This is a genomic window from Streptococcus oralis (assembly GCF_023611505.1).
Taxonomy (GTDB): Bacteria; Bacillota; Bacilli; order Lactobacillales; family Streptococcaceae; genus Streptococcus; species Streptococcus oralis_CT.
Genome location: NZ_CP097843.1, coordinates 946,612 through 964,352, shown reverse-complemented (window position 1 = coordinate 964,352; position 17,741 = coordinate 946,612). Strand labels below are relative to the sequence as shown.

Annotated in this window: 15 protein-coding genes and 2 pseudogenes; 6 read left to right on the top strand and 11 right to left on the bottom strand. The window is 40.4% G+C overall.

Annotated elements, in window-relative coordinates:
- Positions 1-9: 9 nt before the first annotated feature.
- Positions 10-525, top strand: a complete 516-nt coding sequence (locus M9H69_RS05000; RefSeq protein WP_250316100.1) for a transcription repressor NadR — start codon at positions 10-12, stop codon at positions 523-525.
- Here M9H69_RS05000 and M9H69_RS04995 read toward each other — a convergent pair.
- Both M9H69_RS04995 and M9H69_RS04990 read right to left on the bottom strand, forming a co-directional pair.
- Positions 522-671 (bottom strand): annotated as a pseudogene (locus M9H69_RS04995) (8-oxo-dGTP diphosphatase); the annotation flags it as partial. The gene M9H69_RS05000 and the pseudogene M9H69_RS04995 sit on opposite strands and share 4 nt — an antisense overlap.
- A gap of 115 nt (positions 672-786) precedes the next feature.
- Entirely contained in the window at positions 787-1,560 is a 774-nt protein-coding gene (locus M9H69_RS04990) for a class I SAM-dependent methyltransferase (protein WP_250316099.1), read from the bottom strand.
- 56 nt (positions 1,561-1,616) lie between these two features.
- Between M9H69_RS04990 and M9H69_RS04985 the strand changes: the two are divergent.
- Positions 1,617-1,730, top strand: a pseudogene (locus M9H69_RS04985) (3H domain-containing protein); the annotation flags it as partial.
- On the opposite strand, the gene M9H69_RS04980 reads toward M9H69_RS04985, so the two are convergent.
- From M9H69_RS04980 to M9H69_RS04965, 4 genes are all read right to left on the bottom strand, one after another.
- Positions 1,727-2,194: an 8-oxo-dGTP diphosphatase gene (locus M9H69_RS04980; RefSeq protein WP_250316098.1), complete on the bottom strand. Its 468-nt coding sequence runs from the start codon at positions 2,192-2,194 to the stop codon at positions 1,727-1,729. The pseudogene M9H69_RS04985 and the gene M9H69_RS04980 overlap by 4 nt on opposite strands.
- A 19-nt stretch (positions 2,195-2,213) precedes the next feature.
- Positions 2,214-2,534 carry a hypothetical protein gene (locus M9H69_RS04975; RefSeq protein ID WP_250316171.1) on the bottom strand — a complete coding sequence of 107 codons (321 nt, stop codon included), beginning with the start codon at positions 2,532-2,534 and terminating at the stop codon, positions 2,214-2,216.
- A 691-nt stretch (positions 2,535-3,225) separates the two neighbouring features.
- Positions 3,226-5,214: an excinuclease ABC subunit UvrB gene (uvrB, locus tag M9H69_RS04970; RefSeq protein WP_250316097.1), complete on the bottom strand. Its 1,989-nt coding sequence runs from the start codon at positions 5,212-5,214 to the stop codon at positions 3,226-3,228.
- Between the two features lie 76 nt (positions 5,215-5,290).
- On the bottom strand, positions 5,291-6,244 hold the full coding sequence (locus M9H69_RS04965) for a CPBP family intramembrane glutamic endopeptidase (RefSeq protein ID WP_250316096.1): 954 nt from the start codon (positions 6,242-6,244) through the stop codon (positions 5,291-5,293).
- 172 nt (positions 6,245-6,416) lie between these two features.
- On the opposite strand from M9H69_RS04965, the gene M9H69_RS04960 reads away from it, so the two are divergent.
- From M9H69_RS04960 to zwf, 3 genes are all read left to right on the top strand, one after another.
- Positions 6,417-8,582, top strand: coding sequence for an ABC transporter substrate-binding protein/permease (locus M9H69_RS04960; protein WP_250316095.1), 2,166 nt, complete (start codon positions 6,417-6,419; stop codon positions 8,580-8,582).
- Positions 8,582-9,322, top strand: a complete 741-nt coding sequence (locus tag M9H69_RS04955) for an amino acid ABC transporter ATP-binding protein (RefSeq protein WP_007516801.1) — start codon at positions 8,582-8,584, stop codon at positions 9,320-9,322. Before M9H69_RS04960 ends, M9H69_RS04955 begins: the two co-directional genes overlap by 1 nt.
- 149 nt (positions 9,323-9,471) lie before the next feature.
- Positions 9,472-10,959 carry a glucose-6-phosphate dehydrogenase gene (gene zwf, locus M9H69_RS04950; protein ID WP_250316094.1) on the top strand — a complete coding sequence of 496 codons (1,488 nt, stop codon included), beginning with the start codon at positions 9,472-9,474 and terminating at the stop codon, positions 10,957-10,959.
- A 44-nt stretch (positions 10,960-11,003) separates the two neighbouring features.
- Here zwf and ftsY read toward each other — a convergent pair whose 3' ends face one another.
- Genes ftsY through M9H69_RS04935 form a run of 3 tightly spaced genes read right to left on the bottom strand, consistent with a single transcriptional unit; the run spans position 11,004 to position 13,885 of the window.
- Positions 11,004-12,272 carry a signal recognition particle-docking protein FtsY gene (gene ftsY, locus M9H69_RS04945; protein WP_250316093.1) on the bottom strand — a complete coding sequence of 423 codons (1,269 nt, stop codon included), beginning with the start codon at positions 12,270-12,272 and terminating at the stop codon, positions 11,004-11,006.
- A 3-nt stretch (positions 12,273-12,275) separates the two neighbouring features.
- On the bottom strand, positions 12,276-13,094 hold the full coding sequence (locus M9H69_RS04940) for a Cof-type HAD-IIB family hydrolase (RefSeq protein ID WP_250316092.1): 819 nt from the start codon (positions 13,092-13,094) through the stop codon (positions 12,276-12,278).
- Positions 13,094-13,885 (bottom strand): Cof-type HAD-IIB family hydrolase, encoded by a 792-nt coding sequence (locus tag M9H69_RS04935; protein ID WP_250316091.1) that lies wholly within the window; start codon positions 13,883-13,885, stop codon positions 13,094-13,096. The genes M9H69_RS04940 and M9H69_RS04935 overlap by 1 nt, the downstream gene beginning before the upstream one ends.
- 205 nt (positions 13,886-14,090) lie before the next feature.
- Between M9H69_RS04935 and M9H69_RS04930 the strand changes: the two genes are divergently transcribed.
- A complete protein-coding gene (locus tag M9H69_RS04930) occupies positions 14,091-14,786 on the top strand; it encodes a VIT1/CCC1 transporter family protein (RefSeq protein ID WP_000136037.1) in 696 nt (231 codons plus the stop codon).
- Positions 14,787-14,825: 39 nt separating this feature from the next.
- On the opposite strand, the gene M9H69_RS04925 is transcribed toward M9H69_RS04930, so the two are convergent.
- Positions 14,826-16,814, bottom strand: coding sequence for an FtsX-like permease family protein (locus M9H69_RS04925; RefSeq protein ID WP_250316090.1), 1,989 nt, complete (start codon positions 16,812-16,814; stop codon positions 14,826-14,828).
- A gap of 1 nt (position 16,815) precedes the next feature.
- Positions 16,816-17,574, bottom strand: a complete 759-nt coding sequence (locus M9H69_RS04920) for an ABC transporter ATP-binding protein (RefSeq protein WP_250316089.1) — start codon at positions 17,572-17,574, stop codon at positions 16,816-16,818.
- Between the last annotated feature and the right edge of the window lie 167 nt (positions 17,575-17,741).

The following is a 17,741-nucleotide window of genomic DNA, read 5'->3' as shown; positions in this document are numbered from 1 at the left end:
GGAAAAACTATGACAACGGATCGCAAACAAGCTCTTCTCAAACTATTAAAAGAGGCACCAAAAGCCCTCAATGGTCAAACCTTGGCTGAGCACTTTCATGTCACGCGCCAAGTCATTGTACAGGATATCGCTATTCTCCGAGCAGATGGGGCTCCTATCCTATCCACCAATCGTGGTTATATCTACAAAGAAAATGATGCCAGCCCCTACGTTCACAAACTCTTTAAAGTGAAACATGAACTGGAAGAAATTGGTCAGGAACTTCTAGCTATTGTAGATAATGGCGGACGCGTTCAAAATATCTTAATCGATCATCCCGTTTATGGCGAAATTGAAACCCATCTCAAACTCACTTGCCGCCGAGATGTCCAGCACTTTCTGGAACAAGTCGAGAATTCAGACTTTAGACCCCTTTCTGAATTGACAGACGGCATTCATTACCACCTAGTCGAAGCAGAAACGCAACAAGACCTCAACTATATTGAGGAGGCCTTGGATAAACTTGGTTATTTAGTAAAAGACTAAAAAGTTTCTTTCTCCCAGCCATCTTCTGTACGATGACGGTAGAAAAATTCCGACTTATCAGGTGCTTCCATCATTTCCATCAAGGGCAACATATCATAGGCCAGATCCAAGTTAGGAATCTGGTCTTTTTGTACCCAAGATACTTCTTTAAATCCAAAAAGTTGAGACTTTTATATAGAACCAGCTGTAGCATGCTCTATAGACTATCCGCTTGATTTTATATTGAAAAGCTTCTCCTTAATTTTTCACAATTTCGTTCCCTTAATTTTCCTTTCGAGCAATAAACATACCATATTCTTTAGGAATGATTAACTTACCCTTTTGAAAATGTATTTCCAATCTTTTACGAATGACTTTTTCTTCTAGCGAACCTATTTCTGAAATTCCTTTAAAGGATTGGATGTATTTAACTAGGTCATCTATACTAGTTACCTGTAACTCATCATCATAGAGTAATGTATCGACAGAGTTAAAATACCTCCTCAGGTACCTTTTGCCATTTTGTAAAGTAAATGTTTTATTTTCCAAATCTTGATTAACCTCATCTTTAAATAAGCTTGCCAAATAATCTACAACTCCATTTTCACCAAATGTAGCACAGTAAAAGATTCCGCCTGTTTTTAAGACTCTATTCACCTCAGAGAGCGCTTTAGGAATATTATTTACATGATGTAGAAGCATATTAGCAATAACAATATCAAACGTTTCATTCTCAAAAGAAATCTTTTGAATATCAATTATTTCATAGTTAACATTGTCTCTATTTCCAATTACTGACTTCGTTGTTTTTACCATATCTTTAGAAAAATCTGTAACAACTAACTGCTTCATTTTATCTATAGAATCACTATTACTTTTCCACAGTTCTCCTGTACCACATCCTAATTCTAGAACCTTTACTTCATCAGTGATTTGGTAGTTAGAAAATATCCAATTATTAAATCCCAGTTTATTTTTTGAATACTTCTTATGCAATTCTACTCGAATATCAAGATTATCATGATTTTTATATTGTTCAATTACTTTATCATCCATTTTCTGGTACTTCCTTTCATATCTTAAGATTATACCACAAAATATAACAATCTCTGATTTCAGAATTGACAGACGGCATCCATTACCACCTAGTCGAAGCTGAAAATAAACAAGACCTCCACTATATTGAGGAGGCCTTGGATCAGCTTGGTTATTTAGTAAAAGACTAAAAAGTTTCTTTCTCCCAGCCATCTTCTGTACGATGACGGTAGAAGAATTCCGACTTATCAGGTGCTTCCATCATTTCTATCAAAGGCAACATATCATAGGCCAGATCCAAGTTTGGAATCTGGTCTTTTTGCACCCAGGAAACTTCTCCTTCGTCTGAGGAACGCAGGCTTCCAGAGAATTCAGTTACCTTGTAACAAAAGACAATATAACGCTCACCTGTGTCTAGTGGCCAATTTTTAATACCGACCAGTTGGGGATTTTGGATAGTCAATCCTGTTTCTTCATAGATTTCTCGAATAACTGACTCTGCAAAGGCTTCTCCATTTTCAACATGACCACCTGGAAAAGCATAACCAGACCAGTGGTTGGTTTCGGGCGAACGATACTGCATGACCACGCGCTGCTTTTCAAGATCTTCAATCAGACAAATATTAGTTAAAATGGTTAATTGTGCTCGAGACATAGGACTCACTTTCTAAAATTTAATTTTCTATCTTGTACTTAACTTTAGACTTCATAATCAAAGGATTAACCAAGTCGTGATATTCATGAGTTTCATGGAGCAAGGATCCTCGGATGATTCTAATTTCATTTTTTTCCTTATTCACATAGTAGTCTAAATTGATAGGCATGGATGAGTCTGGAACCATAGATAAAATAAAGAAAATCACAAACCAGATAAGGAGAGCAAAAAATCCGCTGAGAGCTTGAAAAATCAGATGATGCCATTGAAAGATTCTCGTTTTATAGAAGATAGTCCATGGATGGATAAATAAGGTCAAACAGAGACCAAAGAACCAAATATTTCACAAAAATGGTGTAAAAGCTAAACCAAACAAGCCTAAGATAAAATGAATCAGGACAAATACCAAGAACAGAAGGTAAATAACCCTAAATATAGTTAGATGTTTTAGCATGATTAACTCCTTTTCTTTTCAATATTCTTGGAAATTAAAATGGTTAAAGTAGCCACTAGGAAGAAGAACACATAAGTAAGAATGGGGAACCAAATATAGCGATGATCTAGGGATAAGAGAGAAGGCAGGAAGCCCTTACTATTTTTCCCACCAACTCCTAAAAATAGATGAACTAGTAAACCGATACTATTAAGATAGATAAATAAATCCGCATACCTTTTTATTGTCATCCTTCTCCTAGACAAGTCTAGGAACCAATAGTCAAAGAATTGATATACCAGGCAAAAAAGATTTATATATATTGGAAAACTATAGTTGATATCTCTGTATGGTGAAGGAATAGGAAGGCTTTCGAAAATTAGAGTAACACCTAAGCCTATTCCTAAGATTAGACCAAGGACTAGGAAGAAACCTATAATTTTATGAGAATTTAGCCAATGCTGAAAACTTTCTTTCCTTGGTAGATTCTTTTTTGTATTTGAATTTCTTTTATTCATTTTCACCGTTTTCTTCATATCTAGACTACTGAAATAAGGACATAGCAATTTGGCTAATTAAATTTGACTTAAGGGCCTCTCTACCCCATCGCCTTGACTTCCAGCATCATATCACGGATCTGAGCTGCCAGTTCAAAGTCAAGCACTTCGACGGCTTCTTGCATTTGTTTTTCCAGTTTCTTGACGAGTTCTTTGCGCTCTTGCTTGTTGAGGCTGTTGATGTCAATTTCCTTGTCCTCTTCCTTGGTAACTGCCTTGGTTACGGCAATCAGGTCACGGATTTCTTTCTTGATTGTCTGAGGTACGATACCATGTTCTTCATTATATGCCATCTGGATTTTCCGACGGCGAGCCGTTTCATCGATAGCGCGTTGCATAGACTGAGTCATCGTGTCCGCATACATAATCACATGCCCTTCGCTATTACGGGCAGCACGACCAATGGTCTGGATGAGGCCACGTTCGTTACGAAGGAAACCTTCCTTATCAGCATCGAGAATGGCAACCAAGCTTACCTCAGGAACGTCAATCCCTTCGCGGAGCAGGTTGATTCCGACTAAGACATCAAATACACCCAAGCGCAGGTCACGGATAATCTCCGTCCGCTCCAAGGTCTTGATGTCCGAGTGCATATACTTGACCTTGATGCCCATTTCCTTGAAGTAGTCGGTCAAGTCTTCTGCCATCTTCTTGGTCAAGGTTGTGATAAAGGTTCGTTCATTCTTTTCAACACGGGCATTGATTTCACCCAATAGGTCATCAATCTGTCCCATAGTCGGACGGACTTCCACCTCTGGGTCTAGAAGCCCTGTTGGACGAATGATTTGCTCAATCACTGTCTCGGTCTGTTCATTTTCATAATCACCTGGTGTCGCTGAAACGTAAACAATCTGATGAACGTGACTTTCAAACTCTTCACGACGAAGAGGTCGATTGTCCAAGGCTGATGGCAAACGGAAACCATAATTTACCAGCATTTCCTTACGAGAACGGTCTCCATTGTACATGCCCTTGATCTGCCCCATGGTCATGTGGCTTTCATCAATCATGATCAAAAAATCATCTGGGAAGAAGTCGAGAAGCGTATAAGGAGGCTCCCCTTCACTACGACCATCCATGTGGCGTGAGTAGTTCTCAACCCCATTTGTATAACCCATCTCACGTAACATCTCAATATCATACTCTGTCCGCTGTTTCAAACGCTGGGCCTCTAGCAGTTTGCCTTCCTTTTCAAAGACAGCTAACTGCTCCTCCAACTCAGCCTGAATCTTGGCAATAGCAACTTCCATGTGGTCGTCATTGGTCACAAAGTGAGTCGCAGGGAAAATTGCCAGATGATCCACTTCACCTAATACCTGACCAGTCAGAGCCTCAACTTCTCGGATACGGTCAATTTCATCTCCGAAGAACTCTACTCGAAAAGCGTGTTCATCACGGGAAGCTGGAAAAATCTCCACCACATCCCCGCGAACGCGAAATCTTCCTCGTTGGAAATCAATGTCATTACGTTCAAACTGGATATCAACCAAGTCATTCAAGAGTTTATCACGAGAAATCTCAAGACCAGGACGGAGACTAACGACACTATCTGCGTATTCCTTTGGCGAACCCAAACCATAGATACAAGAGACTGAAGCCACGACGATGACATCGTTACGCTCCAGAAGAGCCGAAGTCGCTGAGTGACGGAGCTTGTCAATCTCATCATTGACAGAGCTATCCTTCTCAATATAGGTATCGCTCGAAGGGACATAAGCCTCGGGTTGGTAATAATCATAATAAGACACAAAGTACTCAACAGCATTTTCAGGGAAAAATTCCTTGAACTCTCCGTAGAGCTGACCAGCTAGGGTTTTGTTATGCGCAATGACCAAAGTTGGCTTATTGACTTTGGAAATGACTTGACTCATGGTATAGGTCTTCCCTGTACCCGTCGCCCCCATCAGAATCTGAGCCTTTTCTCCACCCTCGATATTATCAACCAACTGCTCAATTGCCTGGGGTTGATCTCCTGAAGGTTCGTATTTTGATACTAGTTTAAATTTATTATCTGTAATCCGATTGATCATAAGAATCCTCTCTCCATGTGCTATTCCTATTTTAGCATACTTATAGCATTTTCACGAAGAAAAGGACGGACCTAAGTCACATCCTTTCATTTTCTTTCTTTAATTGATTAGCGAGATAGACAATCAGAAGTAACAAGACTAAACTTGTCATGATAGAACCTTCAATCCCAAAAGAGCCTCCTGATAGCCAAACTTGATTGCCTTGTGGTAAAAAGGTCATCAGAGACGTTCCTGACGGTTGACCGCTAACTAAAATGCCAAAAAGATTGCCCTGAGCAAAATTCCAAGCTCCATGAATACCTGCAACACCACAAACTGTATCAGCTTTGAGAAGGTAAAGAGCCATGGCGATTCCGAATAAGAAGAGATTCGCTATAGATAGAGGTGTTAGACCAGAATTTCCCACATGAAGCAGGGTAAAGAATATGCTAGATATGACAACAGCAAGTTTTAGATTGGTTCTTGAGGCCAATTGTGGAAGAAGCCAAGCACGGGACACCACTTCTTCTGCTGTCCCCTGTAAAATCCAAAATGGGATAGTAAAGACGACAAAAGTAAGCGAATAAGGATTCAAGCGAATGGATTCCAAACGATATTGCCCCAAGACCACCAAACCTAACAAGGTCAGAAGAAAAAGTGCCAAACCTAGGCCAAATCCTTTCAGAAGACTGCTAAGGAAATTTTCTCTATAAAATCCCAAGGTTCTAATAGATCTTTTCTCAACTTTTTTAGTCCATCTGAACACAGTGTTGAGAATAAAACCAAAGGACAGCAATGCTAAAATTAAACGAAAGTCACTTGTTTTATCCGTCAAGCTCTGCTGCAAGGTTTGCAAGTAAGTTGCAAGATTTTGACCAGCCTCTCCAAAATTTCTAGCAAGTCCGATGAGAGCTAACAAGCTAATACCATACAAAGTATATGCAACAAACTCTCCTATAAAGACAAAAACAAAGGCTAACAAAGGACTTGTGTAAATATTTAAACTCATTTGGGAAGATTGGAAGTCTTTAAATATTCTTTTATTCTTCATGTTCCTGCCCTCATTTCTTCTATTACATACTATTATTGTATCATTTTATAGTAGCAATTCAAGAAGGAAAAGAAAACATAGATGTTATATTTTCTGACACAAAAATATAAAAATTTGCCTTTTCATCCATTTTCTGATATAATGAGAAAATATTCGGAAAAGGAGACTAAAAATGAAGAAAAAAATACTAGCATGTTTGCTCATTTTATTTCCCATTTTCTCACTAGGTATGGCAAAAGCTGATACTGTTAAGATTGTGTCTGATACAGCTTACGCGCCTTTTGAGTTTAAAGATTCAGATCAAACCTATAAAGGAATTGATGTTGATATTATCAATAAAGTCGCAGAAATCAAAGGATGGAACATCCAAATGTCTTATCCTGGCTTTGATGCAGCTGTAAATGCAGTGCAGTCAGGTCAAGCAGATGCCATTATGGCAGGTATGACAAAAACAAAAGAACGTGAAAATGTCTTTACCATGTCTGATACCTATTATGATACAAAAGTTGTCATTGCTACCACAAAGGCGAATAAAATCACCAAATATGAGGAACTTAGCGGGAAAACAGTTGGAGTTAAGAACGGAACTGCCGCTCAACGCTTCCTCGAAAGTATCAAAGATAAATACGGTTTCTCTATTAAAACCTTTGATACAGGTGATTTGATGAATAACAGTCTAAGTGCTGGTGCTGTAAATGCCATCATGGATGATAAACCTGTTATTGAGTATGCGATTAATCAAGGACAAGATCTCAGCATCAATATGGATGGTGAGGCTGTTGGAAGCTTTGCTTTTGGTGTCAAGAAAGGGAGCAAGTATGAATACTTGGTTACCGAGTTTAATGAAGCCCTAGCACAAATGAAGAAGGATGGTAGCTTGGAGCAAATCATCCAAAAGTGGACGGCTTCTAAAACTACGGCAAGCCCAACAACAACTACTGCTGCTGGACAAAAAGCTACTCCTGTGAAAAGCAAGTACATTATTGCCAGCGACTCATCTTTCGCCCCATTCGTTTTTCAAAATTCAAGCAATCAATACACCGGTATTGATATGGACCTCATCAAGGCCATTGCCAAAGATCAAGGTTTTGAAATTGAGATTACCAACCCAGGATTTGACGCAGCCATTAGTGCTGTTCAAGCAGGACAAGCAGATGGTATCATTGCTGGTATGTCTGTAACAGATGCTCGTAAGGAAACCTTTGACTTCTCAGAATCATACTACACAGCTAATACGATTCTCGGTGTTAAAGAATCAAGCACGATTGCATCTTATGAGGACCTCAAGGATAAAACTGTCGGAGTCAAAAACGGGACTGCTTCTCAAACCTTCCTTACTGAAAATCAAAGCAAATACGGCTATAAGATTAAAACCTTTGCAGATGGCGCTTCTATGTATGACAGTCTGAATACTGGCTCTATCGATGCCGTGATGGATGATGAGCCAGTTCTCAAATATTCTATCAGCCAAGGTCAAAAATTGAAAACGCCAATCGCTGGAACTCCAATCGGTGAAACAGCCTTTGCGGTTAAAAAAGGTACAAATCCAGAATTGATCCAGATGTTCAATAACGGACTTGCGAACCTCAAAGCTAACGGAGAATTCCAAAAAATTCTTGACAAGTATCTAGCTAGCGAAACTTCAACTGACTCAACAAGTACGGTTGACGAAACAACTATCTGGAGCTTGCTTCAAAACAACTACAAACAACTTCTGAGTGGACTTGGAATCACTCTTGCTCTAGCGCTTATTTCATTTGCAATTGCCATTGTCATCGGGATTATCTTTGGTATGTTTAGCGTTAGCCCATACAAATCTCTTCGTCTGATTTCTGAGATTTTCGTTGACGTTATCCGTGGTATTCCCTTGATGATTCTTGCAGCATTCATCTTCTGGGGTATTCCAAACTTCATCGAGTCGATTACAGGCCAACAAAGTCCAATCAATGACTTTGTAGCTGGTACTATTGCCCTCTCACTTAATGCGGCAGCTTATATCGCTGAAATCGTTCGTGGTGGGATTCAAGCTGTTCCAGTTGGGCAAATGGAAGCCAGCCGCAGTCTTGGTATCTCTTATGGAAAAACCATGCGAAAGATTATCTTGCCACAAGCGACTAAATTGATGTTGCCAAACTTCGTCAACCAATTCGTTATCGCTCTTAAAGATACAACCATTGTATCTGCTATCGGTTTAGTGGAACTTTTCCAAACTGGTAAGATTATCATCGCCCGTAACTACCAAAGTTTCAAGATGTATGCAATTCTTGCTATCTTCTATCTTGTAATTATCACGCTTTTGACTAGACTAGCGAAACGCTTAGAAAAGAGGATTCGTTAATGGCAAAACTAAAAATTGATGTAAATGATTTGCATAAGTATTATGGAAAAAATGAAGTTTTAAAAGGCATTACGACTAAGTTCTATGAAGGAGATGTTGTTTGTATCATCGGCCCTTCCGGTTCTGGTAAATCCACTTTCCTCCGTAGCCTTAACCTTCTAGAGGAGGTAACGAGTGGTCACATCACTGTGAATGGTTATGATTTGACTGACAAATCAACCAATGTCGACCATGTTCGCGAAAACGTTGGAATGGTCTTCCAACATTTCAATCTCTTCCCTCACATGTCCGTTCTAGAAAATATCACTTTTGCTCCTATTGAACACAAACGAATGACCAAAGAAGAAGCTGAGAAATTGGGGATGGAGTTGCTTGAAAAGGTTGGACTAGCAGATAAAGCTAATGCCAATCCAGATAGTCTTTCAGGTGGTCAGAAACAACGTGTAGCTATCGCTCGTGGACTTGCCATGAATCCTGATATCATGCTCTTTGATGAACCAACTTCCGCTCTTGACCCTGAGATGGTCGGAGATGTACTAAACGTTATGAAGGAATTAGCAGAGCAAGGCATGACTATGATTATCGTAACCCATGAGATGGGATTTGCTCGTCAGGTGGCCAACCGTGTTATCTTTACGGCTGATGGTGAATTCCTGGAAGATGGGACACCAGATCAAATCTTTGATAATCCGCAACACCCTCGTCTAAAAGAATTTTTAGACAAGGTCTTAAACGTATAAAACTAAAGTGTGAGGTTCTCCTTACACTTTTTTTATTGCGTATTGGATTTTTTGTTTTTTTTGAAAATTATGATAAAATAAAAACTATGATAATGAGGAAATCTCATCCCTAGTCCAACTAGGAAAAAATATAGAAATTAGGTAGCTAGATGTCATCAAAGGTTATTGTTACAATTTTCGGTGCGAGTGGAGATTTAGCAAAACGCAAACTCTACCCTTCCCTTTTCAGACTCTATAAATCAGGCAATCTTTCTGAGCATTTCGCAGTTATTGGAACAGCTCGTAGACCTTGGAGTAAGGAATATTTTGAATCTGTAGTTGTCGAGTCCATCCTTGATTTGGCAGATAGTACCGAGCAAGCCCAAGAATTTGCTAGCCACTTCTACTATCAAAGCCATGATGTGAATGATACGGAACATTACATTGCTTTGCGTCAATTACAAGCCGAACTTAACGATCAATACCAAGCTGAACACAACAAGCTCTTCTTCTTGTCTATGGCACCCCAGTTCTTTGGAACCATTGCCAAGCACCTCAAATCTGAAAACATTGTCGATGGCAAAGGTTTTGAGCGCTTGATCGTTGAGAAACCATTTGGTACAGACTACGAAACAGCTAGCAAACTCAATGAAGATCTTCTTGCGGCCTTTGATGAAGAGCAAATCTACCGTATCGACCATTACCTAGGGAAAGAAATGATTCAAAGTATCTTTGCGGTTCGATTTGCCAATATGATCTTTGAGAATGTTTGGAACCGTGAGCACATTGATAATGTACAGATTACCTTTGCGGAACGCTTGGGTGTTGAAGAACGCGGTGGCTACTATGATCAATCTGGTGCTCTTCGTGATATGGTGCAAAACCATACTCTCCAACTCCTCTCTCTTCTAGCCATGGACAAACCAGCTAGCTTTACAAAGAATGAGATTCGTGCTGAAAAGATAAAGGTCTTTAAAAACCTCTATCATCCAACTGAAGAAGAATTGAAAGAACAGTTTATCCGTGGTCAATATCGCTCTGGTAAAATCGATGGCATGAAATACATTTCCTATCGAAGCGAACCAAATGTCGACCCAGAATCTACAACAGAAACCTTTGCGTCTGGTGCCTTCTTTGTAGATAGTGATCGCTTCCGTGGTGTCCCTTTCTTCTTCCGTACTGGTAAACGCCTGACAGAAAAAGGGACTCATGTCAATATCGTCTTTAAGCAAATGGACTCTATCTTCGGAGAACCATTGGCTCCAAATATCTTGACCATCTATATCCAACCAACTGAAGGATTCTCTCTCAGCCTCAATGGTAAACAAGTCGGTGAGGAATTTAACTTGGCACCAAGCTCTCTGGATTACCGTACAGATGCTACTGCTACCGGCGCCTCACCAGATCCATACGAGAAATTAATCTACGATGTTTTGAACAACAACTCAACCAACTTTAGCCACTGGGATGAGGTAAGTGCTTCTTGGAAATTGATTGACCGTATCGAAGAGCTCTGGGCTGAAAATGGTGCCCCACTTCATGACTATAAAGCCGGAAGTATGGGACCTCAAGCAAGTTTTGACTTACTTGAAAAGTATGGAGCCAAATGGACCTGGCAACCGGATATCGCCTATCGTGAAGATGGCCGTTTAGAATAGCAAAAATATCCTGCAAGATTGACTTGCAGGATATTTATTTTGTATTAAATCAAGCCTTCTAAGAGACCCTTCATAAAGTTTTCTGAGTTAAATTCCCCGATATCATCGATTTTTTCACCGAAACCAATTAATTTCACAGGGATATTGAGTTCTTCGCGGATAGCCAGAACAACACCACCTCGGGCAGTTCCGTCAATTTTTGTCAAAACAATTCCTGTCAATGGTGTTATCTTAGAAAATTCCTTAGCTTGTACCAGGGCATTCTGTCCAGTTGAAGCATCAAGTGCCAGGAAGGTTTCATGAGGTGCTTCAGGAACGACACGCTTGATAATACGACCAATCTTTTCCAACTCAGCCATAAGGTTGTCCTTATTTTGCAGACGACCTGCTGTATCAATCATAAGGATATCAATCCCTTCTGCTACAGCACGTTCCATCCCGTCAAAGACGACGCTAGCCGGATCAGCCTTTTCAGGTCCCGTCACAACAGGAACATCCACACGTCGACCCCATTCAGCTAGCTGAGCCACAGCACCCGCACGGAAGGTATCTGCCGCAACCAACATGACTTTCTTTCCAGCTTGTTTGTAACGATGAGCCAATTTCCCGATAGAAGTTGTTTTCCCAACACCATTGACTCCAACAAAGAGCATAACTGTCAAACCATCTTGGAAATGGATTTGTTCATCGTAGTTGCCATCCTTTTCGTAGAGCTCAACCAATTTCTCGATAATGACACGGCGAAGTGCGTCAGGCTTTTTAGCGTTTTCTAATTTGGCTTCATAGCGTAGTTCTTCTGTTAAGTTTGAAGCGACCTGCACACCAACGTCACTCATGATGAGCAATTCTTCTAATTCCTCGAAGAATTCTTCATCTACAGAGCGGAAGTTGGCAAAGAAGGCATTCAAGCGAGCACCGAATCCCGTACGGGTTTTCTTGAGACTGCGGTCATATTTTTCCTGTACGGTTTCTTCAACCTGAGGAAGTTCTTCTTCTTCTACTACTTCAGAAGCTAGTTCTTCTTCAGTTTCTTGGTTCTCTTCTTCTAGAAATTTTTCCGGCTCTTGTCTTTGCTCTGTCTCATCAGCTTCTAACTCAAACTCCTCTTCCTGAGCCCTTCCCTCAACTGTTTCTGACTCAACCACTTCTTCTGTAGACACCTGAGAAAGTTCTTCTTGAGCAAGGGTTTCTTTGATAGACGTTTGATTTTCTTCAACCTCTTCTAACAAATCAAGATTTTCCAGAGCTTCTTTTACAACATCTTCAATTTTCGGCTCTTCTTTTTTTCCGAATAGACGGTCAAATAATCCCATATTCTAGTTCTCCTTTAACACGTATTCTTCGATAGCCCAAGCAACGGCTTCCTCGTCGTTGGTCATCGGGGTAATCACATTGGCAACTGCCTTAACTGCTGGAACTGCATTTTGCATGGCAACCCCCAGACCAGCCCACTCAATCATGGAAAGGTCATTGGCCTCGTCCCCACAAGCCATAACTTGACTTTGGTCAATACCTAAGTGCTCAATTAGCTTAGCAAGACCAGTAGCTTTATGGACGTTTTTAGGCGACCACTCCAGAAGCATTTCACGTGATTTGAAAATCTCATATTGGTCAAACAATTCTGGAGAAATCTGTTGAATCGCTGCATCCAAAGGTTCTTGGGCAAAGGCAGTCACACATTTATTATACGTCATCTGACTAGATAGATCTTCAAAAGCGACAGGCACGAAAGTCAGGGCTGGGTTGAACTTAGCATAGAGACTCTCTTGGTCCGACTGGATTTGATAGACTGTACCTTCTGAAATGGCATCTAACGGAAGTCCGAGTTTTTCAGTTTCCTCGTACAATCGTGCCACATCATCGATTGAAAAGACTGTTTTATCGAGAATCTCTCCTGTATTTTTCTGTACTAGACCACCATTAAAGGTGATGGTGTACTCATCCTCCTGACCGTCAGTCCCTAGCTCATGGAGAAAGAAATCCATAGCCTTCAGAGGACGCCCCGTTGTCAGTACGACCTTGATGCCACGGTCACGCGCAGCTTTGAGGACCGCCTTGGTACGATCTGTCAGCTTTTTATCCGTTGTCAGCAAAGTACCGTCCAAATCAAGTGCAATCAATTTAATATCTGCCATTATAAGCCCTCCATATAAGCCATCACTGACTGGTCCTTATGGTGGCCAATCACTGTTTCTGCTAATTCTAAAATCTCTGGTCGCGCATTTTCAGGAGCGATTGGGTGTCCCACAACCTGCATCATGTGAAGGTCATTGAGATTATCTCCAAACGCCATAACCTGATCCATGGTTAGACCAAGTTTTTTGGATAACTCAACAACAGCCACACCCTTATCAACGTAGTCCAAGACAATATCAATGGATTCAAAACCAGTTGTCATGGCTTTCACACCAGGAACATTTTCGTTGACCCAGGACTCTCCAGCTTCTATCGTTTCTTCAGTAAAGTTCGTGGTAAATTTAAAAATCTCATCTGAGATATCTTCCAAACTCGCTACGTTTTGAATGTTTTCATTGTAGTGACGGCTAAACATGAGATAGGTCTCATCCACTGTATCCAATACATAACAAGCTTTTTTCCCAGTCAGGAGCATTTTTCTTTCATCAAAATAGGGCGATTTCTTTAAGGCTTCAAAAGTGCTCAAGTAAAAGTCCCGAGACATAGTAGCCTCGTACATATCCTCACCATGAAACTCAACATAGCTCCCATTTTCAGCTATAAAAATCACTTCATCACGCACATCCGCAAACAACTTTTTCAGGGACAGAATACCACGACCTGAAGCCACTGCAAAATAAATCCCCTTTTCCTTGTAGGAAACAAGTACGTTTTTGAGACGTTCCATATCAAACCGCCCCTCTCCGTCAAGAAAGGTTCCATCCATATCGGTTGCTACAAGTTTAATCATAAAATCCTTCATTCTCCAATTGATAAATCTATCTTCTATTATACCATAGATAAGTTTAAAAAGGTCCAGTACGGTAGGATAGCAGTACTTTTTCGGAGAAACTTCAAAAGGCCTAAAAATTAGAATCGTAGAACTTTTTTCAGATAGTTTAAAAAGTTTGTATTCCCCTTCTCTTTTCTCTATAATGGAGAGAAAGGAGATGACTATGACAGAAATAAAACATGAAATTGATGCAAACTTTGCAGGCCGACTCAATATCCTGCGCGCGGGTGTTCTCGGTGCCAATGATGGGATTATTTCCATCGCTGGAGTCGTTATCGGTGTTGCTAGTGCGACGAGCAATATCTGGATTATCTTTTTATCAGGTTTAGCTGCTATCCTCGCTGGTGCTTTCTCTATGGCCGGTGGCGAATATGTCTCTGTATCCACTCAGAAAGACACGGAAGAAGCCGCTGTTGCTAGAGAACAGTTGCTCTTGGATAAGGATATCGAATCTGCAAAACAATCCCTCTATGCTGCTTACCTTCAAAATGGTGAGTGTGAAACGTCCGCCCAACTCTTGACCAACAAGGCCTTTTTAAAAAATCCACTCAAAGCCTTGGTCGAGGAAAAATACGGTATCGAGTACGAAGAATTTACCAATCCTTGGCATGCTGCCATCTCTAGCTTTATCGCCTTTGTATTGGGAAGTCTTCCTCCTATGCTTTCGATCACTGTCTTTCCAAGTGATTATCGCATTCCTGCTACTGTTTTTATCGTGGCGCTTTCCCTTCTCGTCACTGGCTATACCAGTGCTAAACTAGGCAAGGCACCTACAAAAACTGCCATGATCCGTAACCTCTGTATCGGACTTCTGACCATGGGGGTAACCTTCCTCTTGGGACAACTCTTTAGTATTTAAGATAAAAGAAATACCTCGACAAGCATCGAGGTATCTTTTTTACATTTGCACAATCTTGCGATAACTTCTTGAGGTAATCATAAAGATTAAAACATAGACGATGAGGAAGATAGCACAGATGGACAAAGTGACAGTCAACATCATGGTCGCATCTAGCACCCCAATGACTTTTAGAATGAGGCTAAGCATATGATAGGCAAAGGCAAGGTGTAGGAAAGCAAAGAGCAATGGGAGGAAGAAAACAGTTAGGACCTGTTTGTTGATGGTTTGCTTGATTTGCTTTTGATCGAGTCCGACCTTTTGCAAAATGATGAAACGTTCACGGTCTTCATAACCTTCAGAGATTTGTTTGTAGTAAATAACCAGTACTGTTCCTACCATAAAGATGATAGAGAGGAAGATACCGATAAAGAAGACTCCACCAAAGAGAGCACTCACCTGCGCACTGCTATCAGCCAGATTACTTCCGTAAACATAGCTTCCTTCTTTGTTTAATTCTCTATTAAAGTTGTTGACGAATTTTGAATAGTCATCTGCAATTTTAAGCTGCTCTTCCTCGCTAGCCGTTACGTTCATACCACCGTAGTATTGATTAAAAATGGAAGAATTAGGATACTGGTCAAGAAAGGCTTTCAAGTCAGGAACAACCAGATAGTTATAGTCCGAAGTTAGAATATTGTACTGATTTGGGACATGTTCAAGAATAAAATCTTTTTTGATTTCTTCCTTTATTGTATAGGTCTGGTCATTTAGAGTCAGTTCTTTCTGTCCTTGAAGTTCTTTGTTTTTAGTAAACAATCCGACTTCCTTACCTGAAAGTGCAAGTTTTTGCCCCGTCATATTCTCATAGTCTTTTTGATCAAAGACCATAAAAATAGTTTTCGGTTGAACACGATTTTGACCTTTCTCAAAGATTGTCAATTTCGTACCTTCTTGGTTTGCCACACCAAAGTTACTGTATGTAAGGACTTCTTTCTTTGTGACAGTCAATCCTTTATCGCTAGCATACTGGTCTAGGAGTTTATTTATGTCTTCTTTTTCAACATTCTGCCCTGTAATTCCAAAATCATGTGGATTCATGACTTTCTTGAAAGTTTCAGAGCCTTTAAAGATACTCGTTGCAGCAGACATAGTCACCAAGACCATGGTTGAGAGAATAGCAATCGTCGCTAGACCAACAGCATTTTTCTTCATACGAAAAATGAGATTGGATACGGAAATCATGTTGTTAGGTTGGTAATAGTAACGCTTGTTTTTCTTCAAGATTTGTAGGAAAACTGTGATTCCTGCATTGAAGAGAAGATAAGTTCCCAAAATTACCAACAAGACTGCTACAAAGAAAATCAGAACGGCAGAAAGTGGATTTTCAACTGTAACTGCTAGATAATAACCAGCTCCCAAACTGATTAGACCTAGAATGGTTTGAAGACCTAAGAAACGTCCTTTTTTCTCACCACTGGCTTTTTCACGGGAGAGCTGAAGAGCATTCATGCGGGCTATGCGAAAGGCATTGATAAAAATCAAACCTAGGAAAATAGCGCCAAAAACGATAAGAACTAGGATAAAGACTATTGGTTGGAAGGTTGAAACGAGCTCCACCTTCATTTTCATCAACTTCAGAAGAAGGGCAAAGATTAGCTTGTCAAAGAGAGCTCCTAGGCCAAGACCAGCTGTCAGCGTTAAGGAACCAAAAATAAGAAGCTCCTTAAAAACCATACTGATCAAATGGCGCTTTTCAAGACCCAGCATACCATATATACCCAGCTCTTTGGAACGGTTCTTCATGACAAAACTATTGGCATAAAGGACAATAATTCCAGAAGCGATGGTAACAACTACCATACCGAGAGCAAGCGTCATAGAGATAGTTTCTCCCCCTCGAATCTTGACAATATTAGGGTTAAGTGTCAATGAGTAAAAGAGATAAGTGATGGTCACAGCTAAGAGAACAGCTAAAGCAAAGGGATAGTAGAGTTTGCGGTTTTTAATTAAGTTCGAAACCGCTAACTTATTGGTCAATCGAAACATACTAATTCACCTCACTTGCCATAACAGTCAAGGTATCAGAGATTTCTTGGAACATCTGACGTTCTGTTTTCTCTCCACGGTAGATTTGGTTGTAAAGAATTCCGTCCTTGATAAAGAGAACGCGCTTGGCCCTGCTGGCTGCAGCTGTAGAGTGGGTTACCATGAGAATGGTTTGCCCGCGCTCATTGATTTCATCAAAAACGTCGAGTAAGGCTGAAGATGACTTGGAGTCAAGTGCCCCAGTTGGCTCATCCGCAAGGAGAATTTCAGGTTCAGTGATGATGGCGCGTGCTACTGCAACCCGCTGTTTTTGACCACCAGAGATCTCGTAAGGGTACTTCTCTTGCAATTGGTTGATGCCTAAATTTTCAGCTGTTACCACCAATTTCTTCATCATCTCTGTGATGGGTCTTCTTGATAAAACTAGCGGAAGCAAGATATTGTCTTTGACCGATAGAGTATCTAGCAAGTTAAAGTCTTGGAAGACAAATCCCAACTTCTCACGACGGAAGCTAGAAGCCTGAGAATTTTTAATGGTTGCTGTGTCTGTTCCATTTAGGTAAACCTGCCCACGAGTTGGTTTATCTAGCATTGCTAGGATGTTGAGTAGAGTAGACTTCCCTGAGCCAGACTCTCCCATGATAGCTACGTAGTCACCCTTTTCCACAGTAAAGTGAATGTCCTTGAGGGCCTCTACTTGGTTGCCTTGGAAACGTGTTTTGTAGATTTTTTGAACGTGTTTTACATCTAAAAGTGTCATGATTTTCTCCTTCTTAATATCCCATCAATTGAAATTGTGCTTGCATCATAGCGCATCCTAGTTGAACACGCTCGATATCTTTTTGACTTGGTTTTCTTGTTTTCTTTTGTAAAATTCTTTTCATGGTTTTGCTCCTTTGTTCTTTATGAGTTTAGTTTATCGCAAAA